Origin of the sequence: Porphyromonas pasteri (assembly GCF_014647755.1) — a bacterium.
GTDB classification, from domain to species: Bacteria; Bacteroidota; Bacteroidia; order Bacteroidales; family Porphyromonadaceae; genus Porphyromonas; species Porphyromonas pasteri.
The window spans coordinates 18,010-42,597 of record NZ_BMPU01000004.1 but is presented as its reverse complement, the minus strand read 5'-3'; the positions used below and the strand labels follow the sequence as shown (position 1 = coordinate 42,597).

Here is a 24,588-nt window from a genome sequence, read left to right as displayed (position 1 = left end):
AACTACATTAAGAAAACTATGCAGCAGTACACCCTCAATCCCATAGCACGCGCTATCGGGAAGGACCCCAAGGCCTTCACTAAGGCAGACATCACCAAGTACATCCTCGACAACGACATCCACGAGCTCAACTTCCGCTATACGGCAGCTGATGGGCGTCTCAAGGAGCTGAACTTCGTCATCCAAGATGCCGAGTATCTTGATGAAGTCCTCTCCTCTGGTGAGCGCGTAGACGGCTCCAGCCTCTTCCCAGGTCTGATGGAAGCCGGCTCCTCTGACCTCTATGTAGTGCCTAAGTTCTCCTCGGCCTTCATGGATCCCTTCGCTGCTCAGCCTACGATCTCCTTCTTCTGCGCCTATATGGATAAGAATGGTCAGCCTCTCGCAGCTGCACCCGATGAGATCCTGCGCCGTGCTGCTCAGGCCTTCCGCGAAGTGACGGGCGGTCTGGAGTTCTACGCTATGGGCGAGCTCGAGTACTACGTCATCGGTGAGCAGGAAGATGGCTACGAAGCTGTCGACCAGCGTGGCTACCATGAGATGGGCCCCTTCAGCAAGCAGATCGACTTCCGCACGCAGGCTATGCGTCTCATCTGCGAATGCGGTGGCCAGATCAAGTATGGCCACGGTGAAGTAGGGAACTTCACGGCTGACGGTCTCAACTACGAGCAGAACGAAATCGAATTCCTCCCCGTACCCGTCGAAGAAGCTGCACAGCACCTGCAGCTCGGTAAGTGGATCCTCTTCGAGCTCGGCTGGAGAATGGGTCTCAAGGTAACCTTCGCTCCTAAGATCATCGTCGGTAAGGCTGGTAGCGGTATGCACGTCCACACGAAGATCGTCGACAAGAACGGCGTCAACCAGTATGTCGACCAGGCTGGCGAACTCACGGCTACTGCTCACAAGGCTGTCGCTGGTATGATGAGCCTCGCGGCTTCGCTCACTGCCTTCGGTAATACGAACCCCACCTCTTACCTGCGTCTCGTACCTCATCAGGAGGCTCCTACGACGGTATGCTGGGGCGACCGCAACCGCTCGGCTCTCGTGCGTGTACCCCTCGGCTGGAGTGCAGACGTCGATATGTCCAGCATCATCAACCCCCTCGAAACGCCCAGCAAGAAGCGCTACACCAATAAGCAGACGATCGAGTTCCGTGCCTCCGACGGCTCGGCTAACCTCTACCTCCTGCTGGCTGGTATCTGTACGGCAGTACGCCACGGCTTCGAGATCGACAATGCTGAGCAGCTCGCTAAGGACACCTACGTCGCTGTGAACATCCACAAGGATGAGTTCGCTGGTGCCGTAGCTCATCTGGATAGCCTGCCTGCTTCCTGCGTCGCATCGGCCGAACGTCTGCGCCAGCACCGCGCTATCTACGAAGCTCGCGGCGTCTTCGATCCTACGACGATCGATATGCTGATCCGCAACCTCGAGGCTTATCAGGATGCTGACCTCCGTGCTAAGGCACAGGCTGATCCTCAGTTCCTCAAGGAGCTCGTCGAACGCTACTTCTACTGCTAAGGCGCTCCCTCCGTCTAAGCATCAGATAACGGGCAGCCCCCGCTACTCCATCGGAGTGGCGGGGGCTGCTGCATTTGGGGCGTATGGGGAGCGAGAGCGCTGTGCGCTTAGAAGCGGGAGCGCATCGCCTCAGCATTCTTGCTGGCTTCCTTGCCTTGGAGGTGAGCGCCGAAGGTATAGGTGAGACCAGCCACAAGCATATTGCGCATGGTCATATTGATGATCTCGATCTTATTGCCCTCGGTGGTCATGGTCGTACGGCTGTCTGGCGAAGCGATGTTCATGAGGCCAGCGAGCAGACGAAGGTGTCCGCTGAGGAGGCTGTAGTTGAGGTAGGCGCCAGTGTAGATGCGGCTGCCTGTGCGTGCGCCACCAGAGATCTCGGGGCTCATGTAGTTCAGGTAGAAGTTCCCCGTGAGGGTCTTCGTGTGATTGAAGAAGAGCGTCCCGTTGAGGCTCGCACTATAGGAGAGTCCCTTGTCTGAGCTGAGTCGTCGGCCGTCGTGGTCAATGTGGGAGATGGTGTAGCCGACCTGATGGCTGATGTAGCACTGCAGGAAGGGGAGCGCGTGGAAGAAGTAGCTATTCAGTAGCCCGACATTATACTGAGTCTCAGCATTGTCGCTCTGATAGCGTACCTCACTCGTCGCGGGATTCATCAGCGCCACCATGGTGATGCCATCCCAGTTGTAGTTAGCGAAGGCCTGGAAGTTCAGCGAGCCGTCGAGGGTGTAGCCGAGGGTGAGTGAGCCCTGCTTCTCGGGGCGCAGGTCTTCCTTCCCCGCGATGGTGCTGTACTGGTTCTCATACAGAGGATAGGGAGATAGCTGGCTGAAGTGTGGGCGATTGAGGCGGATCGTCCCTTCGAGGCTCAGGGCATGACGCTCACTGGGCGTGAAGCCGAGGTAGAGCGTGGGGAAGATATTCAGATAATCGCGCGTCTTGAGGTCAGGCTGTCCCTTCACCTTCCCATCGGTGTGGGTGTACTCCATACGTAGCCCCCCGCGGAGGTTCCACTTGGCTGAGAGTGGCTGGGTGACGTCGGTATAGAGGGCATAGACGTGCTCGTCGAAGAGAATGGCATCGGTGCGTGCGCCGAGGGTCGTGTGGGCGAAGTACTCATTGCTATTGTCCGTGCGGCTCCAGGTGCCCTTTGCCCCGAAGGCAAGGATGGTCTTCCCTAAGGGCAGGGTGAAGTCGACGTTCGTCAGGTAGGAGTGTACGCGCTGCCCCTTATTGCTCTGGTAGGCGAAGTCCGAGCCTGGTGCTGGAGCTCCTGTGGCGAGGTAGCCCGTGGAGGCGAAGAAACCATCTGTAGAGACGCGTGAGCCTACGTAGTCGGCATCCCATGAGATCTTGCGCCCTGGGGCTTTAGCGAAGGTCTTCTCGAGGTGGAGGTTGAGTGCAGTGTAGGCGCCATGATCCTTCTCTGAGGCAGCTCCTGGTAGGCGGAGCTGGAGGTCGTGGCTGCCATCGGGGCGGATGGTGTAGTTGCGTGTCTCGTTCGTGCGGTCGGTCTGCTTCCTGCTTGGCGCATAGGTGGCGGTGAAGCCTACGGTGAGCTCGGGGTTGATCGTGTAGTCGAGTCCGCCTCTGATATTGACGCCTCGGCCCTTGTAGTCGAAGAGGGAGGTGCTGGCCGAATAGAGCCGTGTCGAGGGGGCGGTACGGTAGGTGTCGAAGTTCCCTACGATACTCGAGAGGTGGCCGTCGAGGTTGAGCGAGGCGGATACACGGCCCTGCTTGTAGTTGAGCCCTGTCGAGAGGCTGGGGCTGATACGCCCCTTATAGAGTGAAGCATTAGCCGAGATGCTCCCACCGAAGTAGTCGTTCTGAGCCTTCTTCATCACGATGTTCAGCACACCGGCATTGCCCTCCGCCTCATACTTGGCTGGTGGGGTGGTGAGTACCTGTACTTCGGCGATGTCGGACTGGCTGTAGGAGCGGAGCAGGCCCGTGAGAGCTTCGCCCGAGAGGCGTACGCGCTTGTCGTTGATGAGGATGATGGCCTTACCACGACCGATGATGGAGATGCCGTCATCGGTGACGCTGAGCCCAGGGGTGCGCTTGAGGACGTCGAGGGCATTCTGCGCCCCAGCGCTGATCTGCTGGGCGTCGAAGACGAGGCGGTCTGCCTGACGGGTGATGATGGGGCGGCGGCCACGCACCTCGACGCCGCGAAGCTGCTGGGTCTCTTCGCTGAGGAGGAGCTCGCCGAGGTCAAGGCCTGTGGCGGGGAGGGTGATGGTCTTGTACTGACCTTGGTAGCCCAGAGCACGGAGCTCGAGGAGGTAGGTGCCAGCAGAGGCCGTGAGGGAGAAGGTGCCGAGGGAGTCGGTCACGACACCCGTGACGAGGGTGCTGTCGGGGAGCCGGCGCAGTAGCGCGTTGCCCATGTCGATGGCTTGGCGGTCACTTGCGCGCAGGAGTCTGCCCTGGAGTCGTGCGTCGCCTGTGCTCTGAGCGAAGGTGCTTCCCGTGCCCAGTGCGAGGGCAGTGAGGAGTAGATGAAGGCGTTTCATAAGAAGTTCTTTGCGTAATGGGTTAGTATTACACTGCAAATATAAGCACTTTCTTTTGAAGTGTACAAATGTATAGTACACGCCTTCGCATTTCCTGCTCTCGGGCGGGAAAGTAATAACCCCCGATAGCCTGTCCTGGGCTGTCGGGGGTTAGGTGCTATACGTTGGATGATCGTGCGGGGGAGGTGTGTGCTCTAAGACTTCTTATTGAAGATGACCTCCTGCAGGGGCAGCTCGGTGAAGGTGGGGAAGGTTGAGCCAGGAGCGACCTCGGCATCCGAGGTGACGAAGCCTGCGGAGATGGACGTCCCACGGACGATACCGCGGAAGGAGCGGAGGATCGTTATCTTGCCGAAGGGCGTGGTCTTCGAATAGTCATCGATATAAATCGTGTCGCCTGCGAAGTGGCAGGGGATGTCATATGTCAGGGTACCCATAGGAGAGCCCTCGTAGTTCAGGCTTAGCTCGACGTCCTCGGGACTATTGAAGTGGAGGGTGAAGATACCCGTGCTGTCGCACCATTCGGTGCCTTGGAGGTGGTGTTTGTCTTCAGCTGTGGAGGCTTTCTGGGCTCCCTGGCATGAGCCTAATAGGAGTGTGAGGGCGAGCGCTCCGAGGGAGAGGGAGCGGAAGCAGGCGTGTCGTGTCATCGTCTTTCTGTTGTGTCGTTCCGTTGCAGGTGAGAGATGGACTGGGGATGGTACTCAGTAGCCCCAGCATATAGGGACAAAGGTACGTGCTTTCCCCACCTCCTGCAATCCTCATTTTTAGGTATTTCTTCCTCCTCATGCTACGGGCAAGGCCTTCATCCATCACAGCGGTTTTTCTTATTCAGTAGCGGAAAAAGTGGCAGTCCCGCGAGGAAGTATGCAGCTTCCCGTAGTGGTATTTCTCTATCCACGTACGTAGTCTTATCGGCCAGGTACCTAAATCTAAATGTCCACGCACGTAGTCCTTAGATCTACGTACGTAGACTGAATGAATCCACCGTAGGTCTGTAGCTTTTCCTCGTACGCGTAGGGGTTCACACCAGTACTACTTCCAGATTTTCCCTCCGAAGAAATGCACCTGTATGGTACCGCTATGCGGCGCCTGATCGTATAGTGCTGTGTCAGCGTCTGTATAGATAGGGGCTTAGCGATTGGCTCCCAAAGAGGGGGCTTCGAGGAGATGGGTGCGGGGTGTGTAAGTGATAGGTGACGAGGTGCTTACGTTCGTCAAAATATTTATTTAGTCGGCGCCTTGGAGGGGCGGAGTATTTGCCTTTACTTTGTCGTGGAGTCCTGCTCAAAGCTCTCTTTTGGTACCCTTCACTTCGCCCAGCTCCTCCTTATATATACGTATGCTGGTAGGGTAGGGGGCAGGAAGAAGCGGAGCGCTCCAGCCTACATTTATTCATTTTATTCATACCACACGACGATGAAAACACCTATCATCTCTTCGTCTGCCGCTGCCCAGCCCAGCGTGCCCTCCCTCATCTTCCGCGCCTATACGGTCAAGGAGCTTGCCTGTCTCTACTTCCCGCAGAAGACGGCTACGGGAGCCTCCCGCTCTCTGCGTGCGCTCATTCGCCACGACCCCGAGCTACTCTCCCAGCTATGTGCCCAAGGCTATCGCCCGCGGGTGCACTATCTGCCACCCTCTGCGGTGCAGGTACTACTCGAGCATTTAGGCACTCCGGAGGAGTTCTACGAGATTCTCCGTAAGGCCTAATAGAGGCTCATCCTATGGGGGCGGTACGGGCCAAACGAAATATTTGACTATCTTTGCACCACAATTAAGAGGACGTGTGCGCCGTTATAGTCATGCCGTAGGGCATAAGAGTCCGCACCCCTCCAATGGATTGGTTGGGTAGCTCAGCTGGATAGAGCAATAGCCTTCTAAGCTATCGGTCCTGGGTTCGAATCCCAGCCCAATCACACAAGCTCCCCCCACTCAATATCCCTTACATCACTAAGATACTCTTTGATGGGGTTGGCTTTTGGCTCTTCGCCATCATCTCTGTAGCCACCTCTGGCTGCCATTTATAGTCTGATATATTATCCCTTGGGTAGCTGACCCTCCCAAGCACTTCGGGTCGTCAGGGGCGTCTGTAGGGCGCACCCTCATCGCTCTCGTAGCCACTACCCCAAGTCCTTGTGTCGATCAGTCTCCCTATGACATCCGTCCTGAAGGAGCCCCCGCCCCTGGGGGATAGTACGTATTCATAATCAATATGCAACGATACAATATCACCGAGCTGTCCAGCAAGACGCTGGAGGAGCTCCAGGAGATCGCCCGAGAAATAGGCTTCTCTCCCGATGCCTTCCCCGAGAAGCGCGAACTGATCTACGAGATCCTGGACCAGCAAGCTGTCACCGTCGCTGAGACGACGAGTGTCAAGCGCAAGCCTGGTCGCCCTCGCAAGTCCTCTTCTGCCGAAGAGTCTACCCATGGAACGCCCAAGTCCACTCCCGCTACCTCTTCTGCTCCCGCCGATGACGCCCCCGAAGCCTCTGAGGACGCTCCCGAAGTAGAGCAGCCGAAGCGTAAGCGTGGTCGCCCCTCTAAGGCTGAAGCGCTGGCACGTGAGCAAGCCCGCTCTGCCGTAGCTAAGGCCTCCGAAGGGCATGCCAAGGATCCCGAAGCGATCGCTGTCGAGGAGCCAGCAGCTCCCGCCCCCAAGCCCATCCGTGGCGCCCGTACGTCGGCCTCCGCTGCGAAGCCTGCTCAGAGCCCTGCTGTCGCCGTAGAGCCCCGCGTCGCTGAAGCTGCTCCCGCAGCCGAAGCCACTAAGGAAGGCGAAGCTCCCGCAGCAGCCCCTGCTCAGAGCCCCGCACGCATGGTCTTCCGCCACAAGGATAGCAAGTCTGTCCTTGACGAGATCCTGCCTACCTTCAATACGCCCCAGCCCCAGCCCAAGGTGCGTCAGCAGCAGCCCCAGGCTCCTGCTCAGCCCCAGGTACATCAGGTACAGGCACATCAGCCTGCCGAGCCTAAGGCTCAGCCCGCTGTGAAGGCCGTCGCTCGCCCCCAGCAGGAGTTCGACTTCTCGGGCATCCTCGAGTGCTCTGGCGTACTGGAGATCCTGCCCGATGGCTACGGCTTCCTCCGCTCTGCGGACTACAACTACCTCCCTTCGCCTGACGATATCTACCTCTCGGTAAATCAGATCAAGCAGTGGAGCCTACGCCCTGGCGACCTCGTCGAGGGCTTCATCCGTCCTCCACAGGATGGCGATAAGTACTTCCCCTTCGATACGATCACGCGTGTCAATGGGCGTACCCCCTCGGAGATGCGCGACCGCGTACCCTTCGACCACCTCACGCCGATCTTCCCCGATGAGAAGTTCCGCCTCGAGTCTTCCCACAATCCTGGCGTGCAGGACAAGATCGCTATGCGTATCGTCGACCTCTTCGCGCCTATCGGTAAGGGGCAGCGTGGTCTCATCGTCGCACAGCCCAAGACGGGTAAGACCGTCCTGCTGAAGAATATCGCTAACGCTATCGCAGCCAACCACCCCGAGGTCTATATGATCATCCTCCTCATCGACGAGCGTCCTGAGGAAGTCACCGACATGGCGACCAGCGTCAATGCCGAGGTCATCGCTTCGACCTTCGACGAGCCTGCTGACCGCCACGTCAAGATCGCCGAGATCGTGCTGAACAAGGCTAAGCGTATGGTAGAGAGCGGTCAGGATGTCGTCATCCTCCTCGACTCCATCACGCGTCTGGCACGTGCCTACAATACGGTACAGCCTGCCTCGGGTAAGGTGCTCTCTGGTGGTGTCGATGCCAACGCCCTGCAGAAGCCCAAGCGCTTCTTCGGTGCTGCGCGTAACATCCGCGGTGGCGGTAGCCTGACGATCCTCGCTACGGCCCTGCAGGAGACGGGCTCGAAGATGGATGATGTGATCTTCGAAGAGTTCAAGGGCACGGGTAATATGGAGCTCCAGCTCGACCGTCGTCTGGCGAATAAGCGTATCTATCCTGCCGTCGACCTCGTGGCCAGCAGCACGCGTCGCGATGACCTCCTGCAGGATCAGACGACTCAGAGCCGTATGTGGTCTGTGCGTAAGGTCCTCTCAGAGATGAACCCCATCGAAGCGATGGAGAACGTCAAGAACCTCATGCTCCGCACCAAGGATAATGAGGAGTTCTTCGCCGAAGTGAATAGCTAATCATGGAGGTAGTGGCTTAGTCCAATAGTTCTCTTATCTTTGTAGAGTAAACACAATTACTACTAACACAAAATATCCTATCGCACAATGAGCAAGATCGGTATTTTCTACGGCTCTTCTACGGGCTCTACCTCCGAAGTAGCACAGCGTCTGGCTAAGGCCCTCGGCGCAGAAGCTAATGTCTATGATGTCGCTGGCGCAGACGCTGCTGATGCAGCTGCCTTCGATGTCCTCCTCCTCGGTTCCTCTACGTGGGGTATCGGTGACCTTCAGGACGACTGGGAAGACTTCCTTCCCAAGCTCGCTGAGCAGAGCCTCGCTGGCAAGAAGGTCGCTCTCTTCGGCTGCGGTGACGCTGATAGCTATCCCGATAGCTTCTGCGAAGCTCTGGCTAAGATCCACGAAGGCCTCGCTGGTACGGGCTGCTCCTTCATCGGTGCTTATGAGCCCGAAGGCTACAGCTACGATGCTACTGAAACGGAACAGGATGGCAAGCTCATCGGTCTCTGCATCGACGAAGCTAACCAGTCTGACCTCACTGACGAACGTATCGAAAAGTGGGTCGCTCTGCTGCAGTCGCAGTTCTAAGAGCGAGCGCTTAGCACGACCAATATCAGTTGCCCTTCGGCTGTCTCCCACACGGGGGTACGGCCGAAGGGCAACTTTTTGTATCTTTATGGTACAGTTAGTTAGCTCGCTATTCATCACTATCATTATCAAATACACTATGAAGCAAACGACACTCCTCGCAGCCTTTGCCCTGGCTGTCACGGCCTGGGCTACTCCGTCTGCTGAGGCTTGCTCCGACCTGATCGTGGGCAAGAAGGCTTCGGTCGATGGCTCCGTCATGATCAGCTACTCGGCCGACTCGCACACCCTCTACGGCGACCTCGTACATTATCCAGCTAAGGCTTGGGGCAAGGGCCTCATGCTCCAGATTCACGAGTGGGATACGGGCAAGCCCCTTGGCTATATCCCTCAGGCCGCTGTCACCTACAATGTCGTGGGGAACATGAATGAGCATCAGGTAGCCATCACCGAGAGTACTTGGGGTGGCCGCAAGGAACTCCGCGACCCCTCGGGCGTCATGGACTATGGTAGCCTCATCTACGTGGCACTGCAGCGCTCCCGCTCAGCTCGCGAAGCAATCCGCGTCATGACCGACCTTGTCCGTGACCACGGCTACTACAGCTCGGGTGAGTCCTTCACCATCGCTGACAAGAACGAAGTCTGGATCATGGAGCTTATCGGCAAGGGACCCAAGAAGAAGGGCGCTACGTGGGTAGCTATCCGCATCCCCGATGACGCTATCGCAGCTCACGCCAATCAGGCACGTATCCACAAGATCCCCTTCGGCGACAAGGAGAACTGCATGTACGAGAAGGACGTAGTCAACGTAGCTCGTGAGAACGGATGGTTCAAGGGTAAGGATAAGGACTTCGACTTCCAGAAGGCTTACAACCCCTATGACTTCAGTGGCCTGCGTGCTTGCGAAGCCCGTGTATGGAGCTTCTTCCGCACCTTCGATAAGAACATGGACAAGTACAAGAAGCACATCATGGGTGATGCTTCCGAAGAGCCCATGCCTCTCTACATCATCCCCGACCGCAAGGTAAGCCTCGCTGACGTCCGCGAAGGGATGCGCAACCACTACGAAGGCACCGAGCTCTCAATGACGAACGACCCCGGGGCTGGTGCCTACAAGGTCCCCTACCGCTGGCGTCCTATGACCTTCAAGAGCGAAGGCCGTGAGTACTTCAACGAGCGTGCTATCGCTACGCAGCAGACGGGCTTCGTGCTCATCGCTCAGATGCGTAGCTGGCTGCCCGATGCTGTCGGTGGTATCCTGTGGTTCGGCGTCGACGATGCCAATACGGCTGTCCTCACGCCTATGTACACCTCCATCACCGAGATCCCCGAATGCTACCGCCGTGGCAACGGGAGTATGACGGAGTTCAGCTGGACGTCTGCCTTCTGGATCCACAACTGGGTAGCTAACATGGCTTACAACCGCTATGAGCCTATGATCCGCGACATCCGCCCCGTGCAGAAGGAGCTGGAAGATAGCTACGTCGACCTGGTGAAGAACACCGACGCTAAGGCTCTTGAGCTGCTGAAGAGCAGCCCCGCACAGGCCACCGCTTACCTCACGGAGGTCTGCGGTAAGGTAGCCAACGAGGCGACCGCTCGCTGGAAGAAGCTCGGTGAATACCTCCTCGTCAAGTATATGGACGGTAACGTCAAGAAGGAGAAGGACGGCAAGTTCGAAGAGAACGGCTACGGCCAGATCGTCTCGCCCAACTTCCCCGGCTACAGCCAGGAATACTACGACCAGGTCGCTAAGAGCGAAGAAGCCAAGCACCTCGAGGTCCCCAAGAAGGATAAGTAATCGTACTTCCTCCCAATAGTAGCTTCGCCCCCGTGCTCTCGTAGCGCGGGGGCGAAGCCATATAAGGGGATCGAGGGGTGCTTGCTAAGGCGCACATTCTCCAGCGTGTAGGCGGGGCGGAATTTCCGTATATGCACAAATATATTTCTGTATATGCGAAAAAATATTTCCGCATATACGAAAATAAATCGCCGTATATACGCAAGTTTATCGGCGCATATACGGCTGTTCGGCATCCTGCTTTCGCCCGTTGTTTGGCGCGGGAAGTGCGGGACGAAGGTACACTACCACTTAGATAAAAGCGATCGTCCACGGACTGTCACCCACCGAGGGTGGGGCAGTCCGCGGACGATTTGTCTTGCGTGGAGGCGGTAGCGCCTGCGGCTACTTCAGCGTGCCGAGCTCACGGCCGACCTTGATGAAGGCAGCGATGGCCTTGTCGAGGTGATGGCGTTCGTGCGCGGCGGAGAGCTGTACGCGGATACGTGCTTGGCCCTTGGGGACGACGGGGTAGTAGAAGCCCGTGACGTAGATCCCTTCTTCGAGGAGGCGTGCAGCGTATTCCTGCGAGAGCTTAGCATCGTAGAGCATCACGGCGCAGATAGCTGACTGGGTGGGCTTGATGTCGAAGCCAGCAGCGAGCATCTTGTCGCGGAAGTACTCAACGTTCTCCATCAGCTTGGTGTGCAGGGCATCGCTTTCCTCGAGCATCTTGAAGACTTCGAGGCCTGCGCCGACGACTGCGGGAGGGATGGAGTTACTGAAGAGGTAGGGGCGTGAGCGCTGACGAAGCATGTCGATGACTTCCTTGGGGCCCGTGGTGAAGCCACCGATAGCACCACCGAAGGCCTTACCGAGCGTACCGGTGTGCAGATCGATACGGCCGTAGCAGTTGAACTGCTCAGCGACACCGCGACCCGTGGGGCCGACGACACCAGCCGAGTGGCATTCGTCGACCATGACGAGTGCATCGTACTTGTCCGCCAGGTCGCAGATCTTATCCATCGGAGCGACATTGCCGTCCATAGAGAAGACGCCGTCGGTGACGATGATGCGGAAGCGAGCGGACTGGGCTTCTTGGAGTACGCGCTCCAGGTCTTCCATGTTCGCATTTTCGTAGCGGTAGCGCTGGGCCTTACAGAGGCGTACGCCGTCGATGATGGAGGCGTGGTTCAGCGCGTCGCTGATGATAGCGTCTTCAGGGCCGAAGAGGGGCTCGAAGACCCCGCCGTTAGCGTCGAAGCAGGCGGCATAGAGGATGGTGTCTTCGGTGTGGAAGTAGCGAGCGATGGCCTGCTCGAGCTGCTTGTGGATGTCCTGCGTACCGCAGATGAAGCGGACGGAGCTCATCCCGAAGCCGTGGCTGTCCATGGCGGCCTTAGCGGCTGCTACCAGACGAGGATGGTCGGAGAGACCGAGGTAGTTATTGGCACAGAAGTTGATGACCTCCTGCCCCGTGCTGATCTTGATGTCGGCAGTCTGAGGGGTCGTGATGATGCGCTCCCGCTTGTAGAGGCCGGCTTCGTCGATGGATTGAAGTTCCTCAGCGAGGTACTTCTTCATGTTCTTAAACATAGTCCTTGTTTCTTCGTGTATAGCTTGCTAAGTAGTGTGCTTTGCTTGCTGGGGTGCCGTGTGGGGCGAGCGAAGGGCTCTATCCCTTGCGACGGATGGTCTCGATCATGTCGCGCGTCATAGCGGGCAGGTCGTACTGGGGCTTCCAGTCCCACTCGCTTCGAGCGCAGCTATCGTCGAGGGAGTTAGGCCAAGAGTCAGCGATACCCTGACGGAGTTCGTCGAGCTCGTAGGTCATCTCGAAGGTAGGGATCACCTCACGGATAGAGGCAGCGATACCCTCGGGGTCGAAGCTCATCGAGGTGATGTTGAAGGAATTGCGGTGAATGAGTCGTGTGGGGTCAGCCTCCATGAGTTCGACGCAGGCGCGCAGGGCATCGGGCATATACATCATGTCCATATAGGTACCTGGGCGCAGGGGGCATGCGAAGCGACCTTCGCGTACAGCAGCATAGTAGATGTCTACAGCATAGTCGGTAGTACCACCACCCGGAGGTGCAACATTAGAGATAAGGCCAGGGAAGCGGACGGAGCGTGTGTCGACGCCGAAGCGCTTCTGATAGTAATCACTGAGGAGTTCGCCAGAGACCTTCGTCACCCCGTACATGGTCTTGGGGCGCTGGATGGTGTCTTGTGGCGTCATGTCGCGCGGTGTCTCGGGACCGAAGGAGCCGATAGAGCTGGGGGTGAAGACCGCACAGCCATTCTCGCGTGCTACCTCGAGGACGTTGAAGAGACCGCCGAGGCCGATCTGCCATGCCAGCTGCGGCTTGGCTTCGGCGACAGCACTCAGCAGTGCTGCCAGATTGAAGATCGTGTCGATCTTGTAGCGACGTACGACTTCGGTGATCTGCTGGGGATTGGTAATGTCTACCACTTCACAAGGACCAGTCTCGAGGAGTTCGCCCTTGGGAGGAGCTGCAGGGATGTACCCTGCCACGACTACGGGATAGAGTCGGCGGAGCGTCATGGCGAGCTCGGTCCCGATCTGGCCTGTAGAGCCGATGATAAGGATGTTTTTCATACCTCTTTGTGATACGTATTTTCTTGCGAGATGCTCGCTAGCAGGGTACTTCATGGTGACGCTGCAGGTGCGAGGCGGACCTAATAAATGCGTACAAATGCCCTTTACTATGCGCCAAATGTAGTTAATCTCGTTGGAAAAATCAGTATTTCATGGAGAGTGCCTTTATAAGGCTCTGATTATTCGCTTGGTAGGGTGCTTATGGAGATGTGTAGGAGACGCTATACCTTTGTCTATGCTAACGAAAGAACTTTAAGAAGATGACTCATTGTGTGATGCACACGCTCCCTTCGGGGCTTAGGATCATCGCTTCGGTAGAGCCCGAGGCGGCAGTCAGCTACGTGGGCCTTGGGGTGCGCGTAGGGGCTCGTGACGAAGGCCTGCGCTGGCATGGGCTGGCGCATAGCATTGAGCACATGCTCTTCAAGGGCACGCGCCTGCGCTCCTCGAGCCAGATCATCGAGCGTATGGAGTCCGTGGGGGCAGAGCTGAATGCCTACACGACGAAGGAGGAGACGATGCTCTACGCCATCGCCCCCTCGCGCTATGCTCGGCGCTCGCTGCATATGATCCTCGATATCGCTGCCCATAGCACGTTCCCCGAGCGGGAGTGGGCGAAGGAGCAGGAGGTCATCCTCGATGAGATCCATTCGTATGAGGATAGCCCCTCGGAGCTGATCTTCGATGAGTTCGAGGATCAGGTCTTCCGCCCGCACCGCCTTGGGCATGCCATCCTCGGTACAGAGGCTTCGGTGGGGCGCATCACGGTGGAGGCGCAGCGCCGCTTCCATAGCACTTACTACCGCCCTGAGCGTATGGTGCTCTTTGCCCGTGGTGTGCTTGATATGGATGATCTGATAGCCGCAGCGGAGTGGGCCTTCCCTGGCGAAGGTCAGCCACTCATCTCAAGTAGCGCACTTCCCGAGCCACTCCCTATACCTATATATAATAAGGAGGCGCGTCGCGTGGTGCGTCGTCGGGATACGGCGCAGAGCCACGTGCTGCTGGGGCGTGCCGCTTATTCGCTCTATGACCCGCGGCGTCTGGCGCTTAGTCTCCTCTCAAGTATCCTCGGCGGGAGCGGGATGAATGCCTGGCTGAATATGCAGCTGCGTGAGCAGCGTGGGCTGGTCTATCATGTCGAGTGCAACTACACGCCCTACACCGATACGGGGCTCTTCTCCGTCTACTTCGGCTCATCGCATCGCGCCGAAGCGGAGGCTATCGAGCTGGTCTATGCCGAGCTGGCACGCTTAGTCGCCGAGCCCTTGACGCAGCGAGCCCTGGAGCAGGCCCTACGTCAGACACGTGGTCAGATGATCGTCGCCTCGGAGCAAAGGGAGCAGCACTTCCTCTCGATGGGGAAGAGCTTCCTGCATACGGGGACGTTTGAGTCGGACGAAGTGCTTCAGGAGCGCCTCTCCGCCCTCACGCCCGAGCTGCTGCATGAGGTCGCTACGGAGCTCTTCGATCGCTCTATGTTCCACGAACTTATCTATCGCTAATGCGAGCAAAGGCATCCCCTTCATAGGAGGGGGTGGGACGAACCTATATTGGTCAGTGAGTCGACCAATATAGGTTCGCTTCGTGATCTATATAGGTCGCACTGCGGATCAATATAGGTCAGCCCAACGACCTATATAGGTTCATACCGCTTGACTATCGGGGGGCGAGTATGCTGTGATAGTCGTTTGGCGAATCGGCCTATTGAGCTTGCTCCTATTTAGTAATCATTTTATCTTGGCTTCATCAAAGAGATAGGCGGATCGTTGGTCAACGAATGCGCTACAAAAGAATATGACGCCTCGTGGTGCTATGGGCATAGGCGCGTGTGTAGAGGGCTTTTCGTACATTTGTACTCTAAAAGAAACCATCAAGTAAGATAGTAGCTATCCCCTAAGCGGAACAAACATGAATATATCCTACGATCTACTACGCTCCTACGTGGAGACGGATCTGACCCCCGATGAAGTCGCTGCTGCCCTGACCTCTATCGGTCTTGAGGTAGGCGGTGTAGAAGAAGTCGAATCAATCCCCGGTGGGCTCAAGGGCCTTGTCATCGGTCACGTGCTGACCTGCGACGTGCATGAGAACTCCGATCACCTCCACGTCACGACAGTAGATGTAGGTGCAGAGGCGCCCCTGCAGATCGTCTGTGGTGCGCCCAATGTAGCCGCTGGCAAGGCGGTCGTCGTCGCTACCATCGGTACCGTCCTCACCTCGGGCGATGAATCCTTCACCATCAAGAAGAGCAAGATCCGTGGCGTCGAGAGCTTCGGTATGCTCTGTAGTGAGGTCGAGATCGGCGTCGGGCACGACAATAGCGGGATCATCCTCCTCGATGCTGCTGCGACGAAGCCTGGGACGCCTGCTGCTGAGCACTTCGGTGTCAGCTCTGACTACGTCCTCGAGGTCGATATCACACCGAACCGTGTCGATGCTACTTCGCACTATGGTGTCGCCCGCGATCTCGCTGCTTATCTCACGCAGCAGGGGAAGGCCACGAAGGCTAAGCTCCCCGAGGTGCTCCCCGCACCTGCCGCTGGTACGGCTTGCCCCGTGCCTGTCACGGTCGCTGTCGATGAGACCCTTTGCCCTCGCTTCGAGGGGCTTGTGATCCGTGGACTCAAGGTCACCGAGAGCCCCGACTGGCTACGTCGTCAGCTCGAGACGCTGGGTCTACGCCCCATCAACGTAGTCGTCGACGTGACGAACTACGTCCTGCACGAATTCGGTCAGCCCCTCCACGCCTATGACTTGGCGAAGACGGGTGGCGCCCTCTCGGTGCAGCTGGCACGAGAGGAGAAGATGGTCCTCCTCGACAAGAGCGAAGGCCAGCTCACCGAGCGTGACCTCGTCATCGCTTCGGCTACGGGTGAGCCCCTCTGCGTCGCTGGTGTCATAGGAGGTCTGGACTCGGGTACGACGGAGACGACGACGGATATCTTCCTCGAGTCAGCGAACTTCAACGCTACCTCCGTGCGTAAGACCGCACGCCGTCTGGCTGTGAATACGGACTCCTCCTTCCGCTTCGAGCGTGGGCTGGACCCCAACCGTACGACCTGGGCGCTGATGCGTGCCGCTTCGCTCATCCTCGAGCTTTGCCCCGGTAGCTATATCGATGGTGGCCGCTTCGACCACTATCCCGTGCCTGCTCAGCCCTACGAAGTGACGCTGCGCCCCAGCCATATGGATGCACTCATCGGTAAGTTCATCCCCCGAGACGAGGCTGCACGCATCCTCGAGAGCCTCGAGATCGAGATCGTCTCCCGTGAGGAAGACGCTTGGCAGCTGCGTGTGCCCCGCTATCGTGTCGACGTGACCCGTGAGGCCGACGTCATCGAGGAGGTCATGCGCATCTACGGATACAACAATATCGAGCTCAGTGGCTACGTCCACGCTAACCTCAGCCCCAAGGGAGCGAGCGACCGCTCTTACAGCCGTCGCATCCTCCTCTCGGAGCAGCTGACGGGCGCAGGCTTCAATGAGCTTCTCAATAACTCCCTCTCCTCCGAAGCCTACTACGAAGGGCTTGCCTCCTGCCCCGCTGATAAGCTCGTGCAGCTGGTCAATCCCCTCAGTGGCGAGCTGAATGTGATGCGCCAGACGCTCCTCTTCGGGGGGCTCTCCGCTATCAGTCGTAACCTCCGCCGTCAGCAGAAGAGCTTCTACTACTATGAGTGGGGGAATTGCTATGCCGCTGCTCCCGAAGTTGAGCGCTCTACCGCCACGACGCTGGCAGGCTACCGCGAGACGCAGACCCTCGGCCTCTGGGTCGCTGGTGCGCGTATCCAGAGCAGCTGGGCACACGCTGACGAGCCTGCTTCGCCCTTCGAGCTGAAGGCACATGTCCTGCACGTCCTCGAGCGTCTGGGTGTCAGTGAGCGTAGCCTGCGTGCTGAGTTTGTCGAATGCGACCTCTTCACAGGTCGTGGCTACAGCTATGCGACCTATGACGGCAAGCCTGTCGTGCTGATGGGTCAGGTCAAGTCCGCCCTCTTGGCTAAGTGGGATATCGATATCCCCGTCTACTACGCCGAGATCAACTGGGATAACCTCAATCGCCTCGCTGAGCGCGTGAAGATCGAGATCGCTGACCTGCCTAAGTTCCCCGTCGTACGTCGCGACCTCTCGCTCCTCCTCGACGAGAAGATTACCTTTGCAGAGCTGGCTGAGACCGCTCGTCGTGCAGAGAAGAAGCTCCTGCGTGACGTCACCCTCTTCGACGTGTACGAGGGGAAGAACCTCCCCGCAGGGAAGAAGAGCTATGCCCTCTCCTTCTACCTCCAGGATACGGAGCGCACGATGAGCGACAAGCAGATCGACGCTATTATGGCGAAGATCCGCAAGAGCATCGAGGATACCTATGGAGCTACCCTCCGCTAACCACCTAAGACGAATCAACTATCACAAAGAATATTTATGGGAAGAGCATTTGAATATCGTAAAGCTCGTAAGATGAAGCGCTGGGGCAACATGGCCCGCGTCTTCACGAAGCTCGGTAAGGAAATCACCATTGCGGTCAAGGCTGGGGGCCCCGAGCCCGAGACCAACCCACGTCTGCGCGTCCTGATGCAGACGGCCAAGAAGGAGAATATGCCTAAGGAGAACGTGGAGCGCGCCATCAAGAAGGCCAGCTCGAAGGACTTCTCCGACTATAAGGAGATGAACTACGAGGGCTACGGCCCCTTCGGTATCGCTATCTTCGTCGAGACTGCTACCGACAACACCACCCGTACGGTGGCCAACGTCCGCAGCTACTTCAATAAGTTCGGCGGTAGCCTCGGTACCTCGGGCTCGCTGGAGTTCCTCTTCGACCACAAGTGTATCTTCCACATTGTGAAGAAGGAAGGCATGGACCTTGAAGAGCTGGAGCTGGAGCTGATCGACTACGGCGTAGATGAGCTGGAGGAAGACGAAAACGAAATCATCCTCTACGGCGCCTTCTCTGCTAATGCCCAGATCCAGTCGTATCTCGAAGAAGCTGGCTATGAGATCACCTCTGCTGAGTTCGTCCGCCTGCCGAACGACACGAAGCCTGTGACGCCTGAGCAGCGTGAGACCCTCGCTAAGCTCATCGACAAGCTCGAGGAAGATGAGGACGTGCAGAACGTCTTCACCAATATGCAGGAGGAGGAAGAAGAGGAAGCCTAATCCCTTCGGCCCACTGCTCCCCACCTCGGGGAGCTCAACGATATGCGATCCGCTACGGATGCACCCTCACTCGGTGCTCCGTAGTGGATCGCTTTTGTTTTGATGGAAATCGCTGCTATTGTCCCCGCAAAGTGGTGTGTAGTAGTACTTTTCTGGAAGGATGGAAGCCGAGCGCATGAGGGGGAGGGAAGGGGCTATCGCAATCCGTGGCAATGTCGTATCTTTGTCTAATATAGTGGTTAGCCGATCATTTGCCCGCCCAAAGGCGTTATTAGAGCAAGTGGTCACCCCACGAGAGTGGGGGAGACTGACCTATTACACGAACCCGTACATGACGATCAAGATGAAAAGTTACTTAGGGTACATCGCGGCGCTCTGCCTCCTCACGCCATTCAGTGGGGTAGCACAGCGCTCCAATGTGCGTGCCGCTGATCGCCTATTACAGAGCGATAAACCCAACTACACTGAGATCCGCCGCCTCATCAAGCTCGCCGAAGAGCATGAGGACACCAAGGACGATGCCTATACCTACTATGTCAAGGGCCTTGTAGAGCATACCCTCTATAAGACTGAGTTCCGCAAGGTCACGACCCCGGGGAGCGTGGGCGACACAGCGAAGATGTTTCGCCACGTCATCGACGAACTCGTCGGCTGGCGTCGTGCAGACTCTATCGAGCGTCAGCCCGACCCCTCGACAGGACGTATCGTGCTGAAGTATCAGAAGAAGATCCAGGACTATGTGCGTGAGGATGCCCCGAAGATGTATGAGGCGGGGCTCTTCTGGCTCGACCGCAAGAAGTATGCTGAGTCTACGGCTGCCTTCTCTGCGGCTCTTGAGGCCCAGCGCCTGCTTCTACCCGTAGGGCGCAAGGAGCTCCCCACCGATACGACGGTCGCTAACCTCGCTTACTATGCGCTGGTGTCAGCCTACACTGGGGAGCTTTACCCCGAGGTGATCCGCCTCGGCGAGCTCTATCGCGATGTGGCAGCCAATAAGAATGAGGTCTATCAGTTCCTTGCTAAGTCCCATATGGCTATGCAGGATACGGTCGGTGCGATGCCCTTCCTTGAGGAAGGTATCCGGCTTTACCCTGAGACGACCTTCTACTTTGGCTCGATGATCTCGATCTATCAGGCGCAAGGCCGCTACAAGGAAGCCGTCGCCCTCATTGACAAGGCGCTGAAGGTGACCCCCGACAACCCCAATCTCTTGGTGCTTCGCGGTAATGTCTACTTCCTCGCCCAGGAGTGGGATCGTGCCGTCGAGGTCTATCGTCAGGTCCTTCGCCAGAGCCCCGACAACTACGATGCGCTCTTCAACCTCGGCCAGGTCTACTACAACCAAGCCGTCTCTATCCTGGCTAATCCGCTGAGCTCACGTCTCGAGGAGAAGAAAGCCAAGGAATACTTCCGCCAATCGCTTCCCCAGCTTGAGGCTGCCTATAAGGTCGCTCCCGATCAGGTACGTGACCTCCTCGGTAATGTCTACTATCGTCTGGGGCTGGAGAAGAAGTATGCTGAGCTCTACACTGACAAACCTTCAAGCAAATGAACCCAACTATAGCCTCCTCCGTGCGTGAGGCCCTCCTTGACCGCTTCCTACGCTATGTACAGATCGATACGGAGAGCGATCCCAATAGCACGACTTACCCCTCGACAGAGAAGCAGTTTGACCTGCTCCGTCTCCTGCGTGACGAGCTGATAGCCCTCGGTGTGCCCTCCGTACGCCTCGAAGAGAAGGGCTATGTAATGGCGCAGATCCCAGCTACTCCAGGCTATGAGGATCGTCCTGCGCTGGGGCTCATCTCGCATGTCGATACGAGTCCCGACTTCACGGGCCGTGGTGTCCGCCCGCAGATCATCGAGTACTATGATGGTACGCCCATCCCCCTCGGTGATGATGCCATGCTCACGGTACAGGAGTTCCCCGAGCTGCTGGAGGTCCTTGAGCATACGCTCATCACGACTGATGGGACGACGCTCCTCGGAGCGGATGACAAGGCGGGTGTCGCCGAGATCATGGAGACGGTACGCTACATCCTCGAGCATCCCGAGCTCCCCCACGGGCGTATCTGCATCGGCTTCACCCCTGACGAAGAGATCGGCAAGGGTGTGGACTACTTCGATGTAGAGGCCTTCGATGCGGACTTTGCCTTCACCGTCGATGGTAGCCGTGAGGGCGAGCTGGAGTATGAGAACTTCAACGCTGCCTCTGCTCGCGTCGTCGCTACGGGGCGTAGCATCCACCCGGGCTCTGCTAAGGGGAAGATGATCAATGCTATCGAGGTGATCTACCTCCTGCATGCTTCGCTCCCTCACTATGCACGTCCTGAGTTCACCGAGGGGTATGAGGGCTTCTATCACCTGATGCACTTCACAGGTGGAGTAGAGTACGCCGAAGCCGAGTACATCATCCGCGATCACGACCGTACGCTCTTTGAGGAGAAGAAGGCGCTGATGGAGCGTGTCGCAGGCGAGATCAATGCCGCTTACAAGCGCGAGGTCATCAAGGTCGAGATCCGCGACTCCTATTATAATATGTACGAGCAGGTGGCACCCCACGAGGAGTATATCGAGCGCGCTAAGGCCGCTATGCTCCGTGCTGGAGTCACGCCCCGCATCTCGCCCATCCGTGGCGGGACGGATGGCGCCCGCCTCTCTTATATGGGACTGCCTTGTCCCAACCTCTTCACGGGTGGAGCGAACTTCCATGGGAAGTATGAGTATGCTTCGCTTGACACGATGTGCCGCTCGGTAGAGACGCTTGTCTACCTCCTCACTGAGACTGCGGAGTAAGTAATGATACAGAAGAAAAGGATCGCCATCCTCGGCTCTACGGGCTCTATCGGGACGCAGGCCCTGGAGGTCGTCCGCAGCCATCGTGAAGCCTTCGAGGTGACGGTGCTGGTGGCCCGCCGCTCGACGGAGCTCTTGATCACTCAGGCCTTAGAGTTCAGTCCTGCTGTGGTCGTGATCTCCGACGAAGCCTATTATCCCGAAGTCCGACAAGCCCTATCGCATACCTCTATCGAGGTTATGACGGGGAGTGAAGCTATCGCTGAGGCGGTCGTCCGACCTGATGTAGATATCGTCCTCACGGCGATGGTCGGCTTCTCTGGCTTAGTACCCACACTTGCAGCTATCACAGCTGGGAAGACTATCGCTCTATCGAATAAGGAGACGCTCGTCGTAGCAGGCGAGCTCATCATATCGCTCGCTACGCGTCATGGAGCGCGTATCCTGCCTGTCGACTCTGAGCACTCGGCTATCTATCAGTGCCTCGTCGGGGAGGAAGGCAATACGCTGGAGCGCATCCTGCTTACGGCATCGGGAGGACCCTTCCGTAGCTATAAGCGAGTAGAGGAGCTTGAGGCCGTGACGGTCGAGGCTGCTCTGCGTCACCCCAACTGGAGTATGGGGGCTAAGGTCACCATTGACTCCGCCTCGCTGATGAATAAGGGGCTGGAGATGATCGAGGCCCGATGGCTCTTCGATACGCCTGCCGAATCGATCGAGGTGCTTGTACATCCGCAGAGCATCATCCACTCGATGGTGGAGTTCGCCGATGGCTCGATCAAGGCTCAGCTGGGTCAGCCCGATATGCGCCTGCCCATTAGCTATGCGCTCGGCCTTACGGAGCGTGTGAGCAATGACTATCCTCGCCTCAACTTCCTCGAGCAGACCTTTACCTTTGAGCGCCCCAATATGGAGCTCTTCCCCAACCTCGCGCTGGCCTATCGAGCGCTGGAGCTTGGTGGTACCGCTCCATGTGTGCTCAATGCCGCCAATGAGATCGCTGTAGAAGCCTTCCTCGCTGGCAAGCTGGGCTTCCGTGCTATGAGCACGCTCATCGCCCAGGCCCTGGAGGCGCACCGCCCCGAGCGGAGCTACGACCTCCAGCTGCTCTCAGAGCTCGATGCCGCAGTGCGTGCAGAGTCTCGTGAGCGCCTCAATCATATCAGATAATAGTAATTCAATGGATATAGCTATGCGTATATTTCAGCTTCTCTTCTCACTCTCTATCCTCGTCTTCATCCACGAGCTGGGGCATTACTCGATGGCCCGTTTCTTCGGAGCGCGTGTAGAGAAGTTCTATCTCTTCTTTAACCCCTGGTTCTCTATCTTCAAGTGGAAGAGCAAGCGTAGCGGTACGGTCTACGGCCTTGGCTGGCTCCCTCTCGGTGGCTACTGCCAGATCGCTGGTATGATCGATGAATCGCTGGATACCGAGGCGATGGCCAGTGAGCCTAAGCCCGATGAGTTCCGTAGCAAGAAGCCTTTCGCACGCCTGATGATCATGGCCGGTGGGGTGATCTTCAATGTCATCCTCGCCTTCATCATATATACTGGCATCACCCTCGCTTGGGGGACGAAGGTCCTTCATAGCGATCAGGTCTCTGCGGGGATGAATTTCTCCACGCCCGCTGAGGAGGTTGGCTTCGTCGACGGGGATGTGATCCTCAGCGTTGACGGCAAGCAGTCTCCCAATGTACTTGACTCCCGCTTCATGTCATCGCTCATCAATGCTCACGAAGTCGTGGTGCGTCGTGGCGGTGCCGTGGAGACGATTCGCCTGCCCGAAGATATGATGCAGCGCCTCCTCCGTGCTGAAGAGGGCTTTGGCTCTCTGCGTATGCCCTTCGTCGTGGATGCTGTCTCCGAAGGTAGCCGTGCGCAGGGGCATCTGGTCTCTGGAGACCGTGTCGTAGCAGTCGATTCCATCACCTGCACCGATGTCACGGAGGTTATCACGGCGCTGGATAAGAAGAAGGGTAAGGATGTCGTGCTTACCGTTGAGCGCTCAGGTACAGCTCTGCAGACTATGCTCCCTGTGGACACGGCAGGGCATATCGGTGTCGTCCTCAAGGGTATCGAAGAGCTCTATCCTATCGAGCACGTCCACTACAATGTCTTCACGGCTATCCCCGCAGGCATCGACCGCGCAGGTCAGACGATCTCGGGCTATGTCCGTGGGCTGAAATATATGTTCACTAAGGAGGGGGCTAAGCAGATGGGTGGCCTCGGTACGATGGGTAAGCTCTTCCCCACGACCTTCGACTGGCAGAGCTTCTGGTCTATCACGGCCTTCCTCTCTATCATCCTTGCGGTGATGAATATCCTGCCTATCCCTGCACTTGATGGGGGGCATATCCTCTTCATCATCATCGAGATGATCCGTCGCAAGCCTCTTAGCGATAAGGCGATGACCACGATCCAGACTATTGGTCTCGTGCTACTCGTCCTGCTGATGGTCTATGCGAACGGCAATGATATCTACCGAGCTTTCTTCGGCAAGTAAGTAGAGCGTATGGGGGACTTCCGCGTCCATATCTTAGGCTGTGGCTCGGCTCTTCCGACGATGCAGCACTACCCGACGGCCCAGGTCGTGGAGCTTCGTGATAAGCTCTTCGTCGTGGACTGCGGGGAGGGGGCGCAGCGTCAGCTACGCCGACAGCGTCTGGACTTCGGGCGTATCGTCGGCGTCTTCATCTCTCATCTGCATGGTGACCACTGCTACGGGCTCTACGGGCTCCTCTCTACGATGGGGATGCTCGGTCGTCGTAGGGTACTCCCCGTATATGGTCCTCGTGGGATCGATAAGTTCTTAGCCCCCTTCATAGAGGAGAGTCGCTCCTATCTAGGCTATGACATCGAGGTGCATGTCGTGGATGACCGCACGAGTAGTGTTTGCTACGAGGATCGGTCGGTGACGGTGACGACGCTCCCGCTGGAGCACCGCACGCCCTGCACGGGCTACCTCTTCCGAGAGAAGGTCACTGAGCGTCATATTGATCGCGCTTCGTGTGATTTCTACGGCGTTCCTCGTTCTTATTATACAGCGCTACGTGAGGGAGCGGACTTCACCACCGACGAGGGGAAGGTTATCCCCTGTGAGCGACTGACGCGTCAGGGTAAGACTCCACGGAGCTATGCCTACTGCTCGGATACGGCTTATCTGCCCTCGCTGGGGCCACTTCTTCGGGATGTGAGCCTTCTTTATCACGAGGCGACGTTCCTCAGCGACCGCTTGGCGCGAGCTAAGGAGACGGCGCATAGTACGGCTGAGCAGGCTGCGCGTATCGCACAGGCTGCGGGTGTCGAGCGCCTTGTCATCGGCCACTATTCGGCCCGCTATATAGATACTCAGCCTCTCTTAGAGGAGGCTCAGGCCATCTTCCCCGAGACCGTGGCAGCGGACGAAGGGATGATCCTCGAACTTTGATATACATCTCTCCCAGCCTTA

The 24,588-nt window shown here is 57.5% G+C and carries 17 protein-coding genes and 1 tRNA gene; 14 read left to right on the top strand and 4 right to left on the bottom strand.

Going from position 1 to position 24,588, the window contains the following annotated elements; all coding sequences use genetic code 11:
- Positions 1-18 precede the first annotated feature (18 nt).
- Positions 19-1,521, top strand: coding sequence for a glutamine synthetase family protein (locus IEX77_RS06485; protein WP_188808221.1), 1,503 nt, complete (start codon positions 19-21; stop codon positions 1,519-1,521).
- 107 nt (positions 1,522-1,628) lie between these two features.
- Here the strand turns inward: IEX77_RS06485 and IEX77_RS06480 are convergent, their stop codons facing one another.
- Positions 1,629-4,043: a TonB-dependent receptor gene (locus tag IEX77_RS06480; protein WP_188808220.1), complete on the bottom strand. Its 2,415-nt coding sequence runs from the start codon at positions 4,041-4,043 to the stop codon at positions 1,629-1,631.
- Between the two features lie 194 nt (positions 4,044-4,237).
- Entirely contained in the window at positions 4,238-4,693 is a 456-nt protein-coding gene (locus IEX77_RS06475; RefSeq protein ID WP_060934845.1) for a hypothetical protein, read from the bottom strand.
- 769 nt (positions 4,694-5,462) lie between these two features.
- Between IEX77_RS06475 and IEX77_RS06470 the strand changes: the two genes are divergently transcribed.
- The 5 genes from IEX77_RS06470 (at position 5,463) to IEX77_RS06450 (ending at position 10,591) form a co-directional block, all read left to right on the top strand.
- Positions 5,463-5,756: a DUF4248 domain-containing protein gene (locus IEX77_RS06470; protein WP_188808219.1), complete on the top strand. Its 294-nt coding sequence runs from the start codon at positions 5,463-5,465 to the stop codon at positions 5,754-5,756.
- A 132-nt stretch (positions 5,757-5,888) separates the two neighbouring features.
- Positions 5,889-5,962: transfer RNA gene (locus IEX77_RS06465), tRNA-Arg, on the top strand.
- Positions 5,963-6,258: 296 nt separating this feature from the next.
- Positions 6,259-8,202 carry a transcription termination factor Rho gene (gene rho, locus IEX77_RS06460; protein ID WP_188808218.1) on the top strand — a complete coding sequence of 648 codons (1,944 nt, stop codon included), beginning with the start codon at positions 6,259-6,261 and terminating at the stop codon, positions 8,200-8,202.
- Positions 8,203-8,289: 87 nt separating this feature from the next.
- On the top strand, positions 8,290-8,790 hold the full coding sequence (locus tag IEX77_RS06455) for a flavodoxin (RefSeq protein ID WP_060934842.1): 501 nt from the start codon (positions 8,290-8,292) through the stop codon (positions 8,788-8,790).
- A 139-nt stretch (positions 8,791-8,929) separates the two neighbouring features.
- The gene (locus IEX77_RS06450; protein WP_188808217.1) at positions 8,930-10,591 is read left to right on the top strand and encodes a dipeptidase; all 1,662 of its coding nucleotides are present in this window, start codon (positions 8,930-8,932) and stop codon (positions 10,589-10,591) included.
- 384 nt (positions 10,592-10,975) lie between these two features.
- On the opposite strand, the gene kbl is transcribed toward IEX77_RS06450, so the two are convergent.
- Positions 10,976-12,166: a glycine C-acetyltransferase gene (kbl, locus tag IEX77_RS06445; RefSeq protein WP_009433699.1), complete on the bottom strand. Its 1,191-nt coding sequence runs from the start codon at positions 12,164-12,166 to the stop codon at positions 10,976-10,978.
- A 79-nt stretch (positions 12,167-12,245) separates the two neighbouring features.
- Positions 12,246-13,190, bottom strand: coding sequence for an NAD-dependent epimerase/dehydratase family protein (locus IEX77_RS06440; RefSeq protein ID WP_009433689.1), 945 nt, complete (start codon positions 13,188-13,190; stop codon positions 12,246-12,248).
- Between the two features lie 260 nt (positions 13,191-13,450).
- On the opposite strand from IEX77_RS06440, the gene IEX77_RS06435 reads away from it, so the two are divergent.
- The 8 genes from IEX77_RS06435 (at position 13,451) to IEX77_RS06400 (ending at position 24,567) form a co-directional block, all read left to right on the top strand.
- Positions 13,451-14,695 carry a M16 family metallopeptidase gene (locus IEX77_RS06435; protein ID WP_188808216.1) on the top strand — a complete coding sequence of 415 codons (1,245 nt, stop codon included), beginning with the start codon at positions 13,451-13,453 and terminating at the stop codon, positions 14,693-14,695.
- A gap of 406 nt (positions 14,696-15,101) precedes the next feature.
- The gene (pheT, locus tag IEX77_RS06430; RefSeq protein ID WP_188808215.1) at positions 15,102-17,576 is read left to right on the top strand and encodes a phenylalanine--tRNA ligase subunit beta; all 2,475 of its coding nucleotides are present in this window, start codon (positions 15,102-15,104) and stop codon (positions 17,574-17,576) included.
- 36 nt (positions 17,577-17,612) lie between these two features.
- Positions 17,613-18,344: a YebC/PmpR family DNA-binding transcriptional regulator gene (locus tag IEX77_RS06425; RefSeq protein ID WP_009433683.1), complete on the top strand. Its 732-nt coding sequence runs from the start codon at positions 17,613-17,615 to the stop codon at positions 18,342-18,344.
- A gap of 343 nt (positions 18,345-18,687) precedes the next feature.
- Entirely contained in the window at positions 18,688-19,896 is a 1,209-nt protein-coding gene (locus IEX77_RS06420) for a tetratricopeptide repeat protein (RefSeq protein ID WP_229770822.1), read from the top strand.
- A complete protein-coding gene (pepT, locus tag IEX77_RS06415) occupies positions 19,893-21,140 on the top strand; it encodes a peptidase T (RefSeq protein WP_188808213.1) in 1,248 nt (415 codons plus the stop codon). Before IEX77_RS06420 ends, pepT begins: the two co-directional genes overlap by 4 nt.
- Positions 21,141-21,143: 3 nt before the next feature.
- Positions 21,144-22,310, top strand: coding sequence for a 1-deoxy-D-xylulose-5-phosphate reductoisomerase (locus IEX77_RS06410; protein ID WP_188808212.1), 1,167 nt, complete (start codon positions 21,144-21,146; stop codon positions 22,308-22,310).
- Positions 22,311-22,332: 22 nt separating this feature from the next.
- A complete protein-coding gene (gene rseP, locus IEX77_RS06405; protein WP_229770821.1) occupies positions 22,333-23,643 on the top strand; it encodes an RIP metalloprotease RseP in 1,311 nt (436 codons plus the stop codon).
- 9 nt (positions 23,644-23,652) lie between these two features.
- On the top strand, positions 23,653-24,567 hold the full coding sequence (locus tag IEX77_RS06400; protein WP_188808210.1) for a ribonuclease Z: 915 nt from the start codon (positions 23,653-23,655) through the stop codon (positions 24,565-24,567).
- The last annotated feature ends 21 nt before the right edge of the window (positions 24,568-24,588 follow it).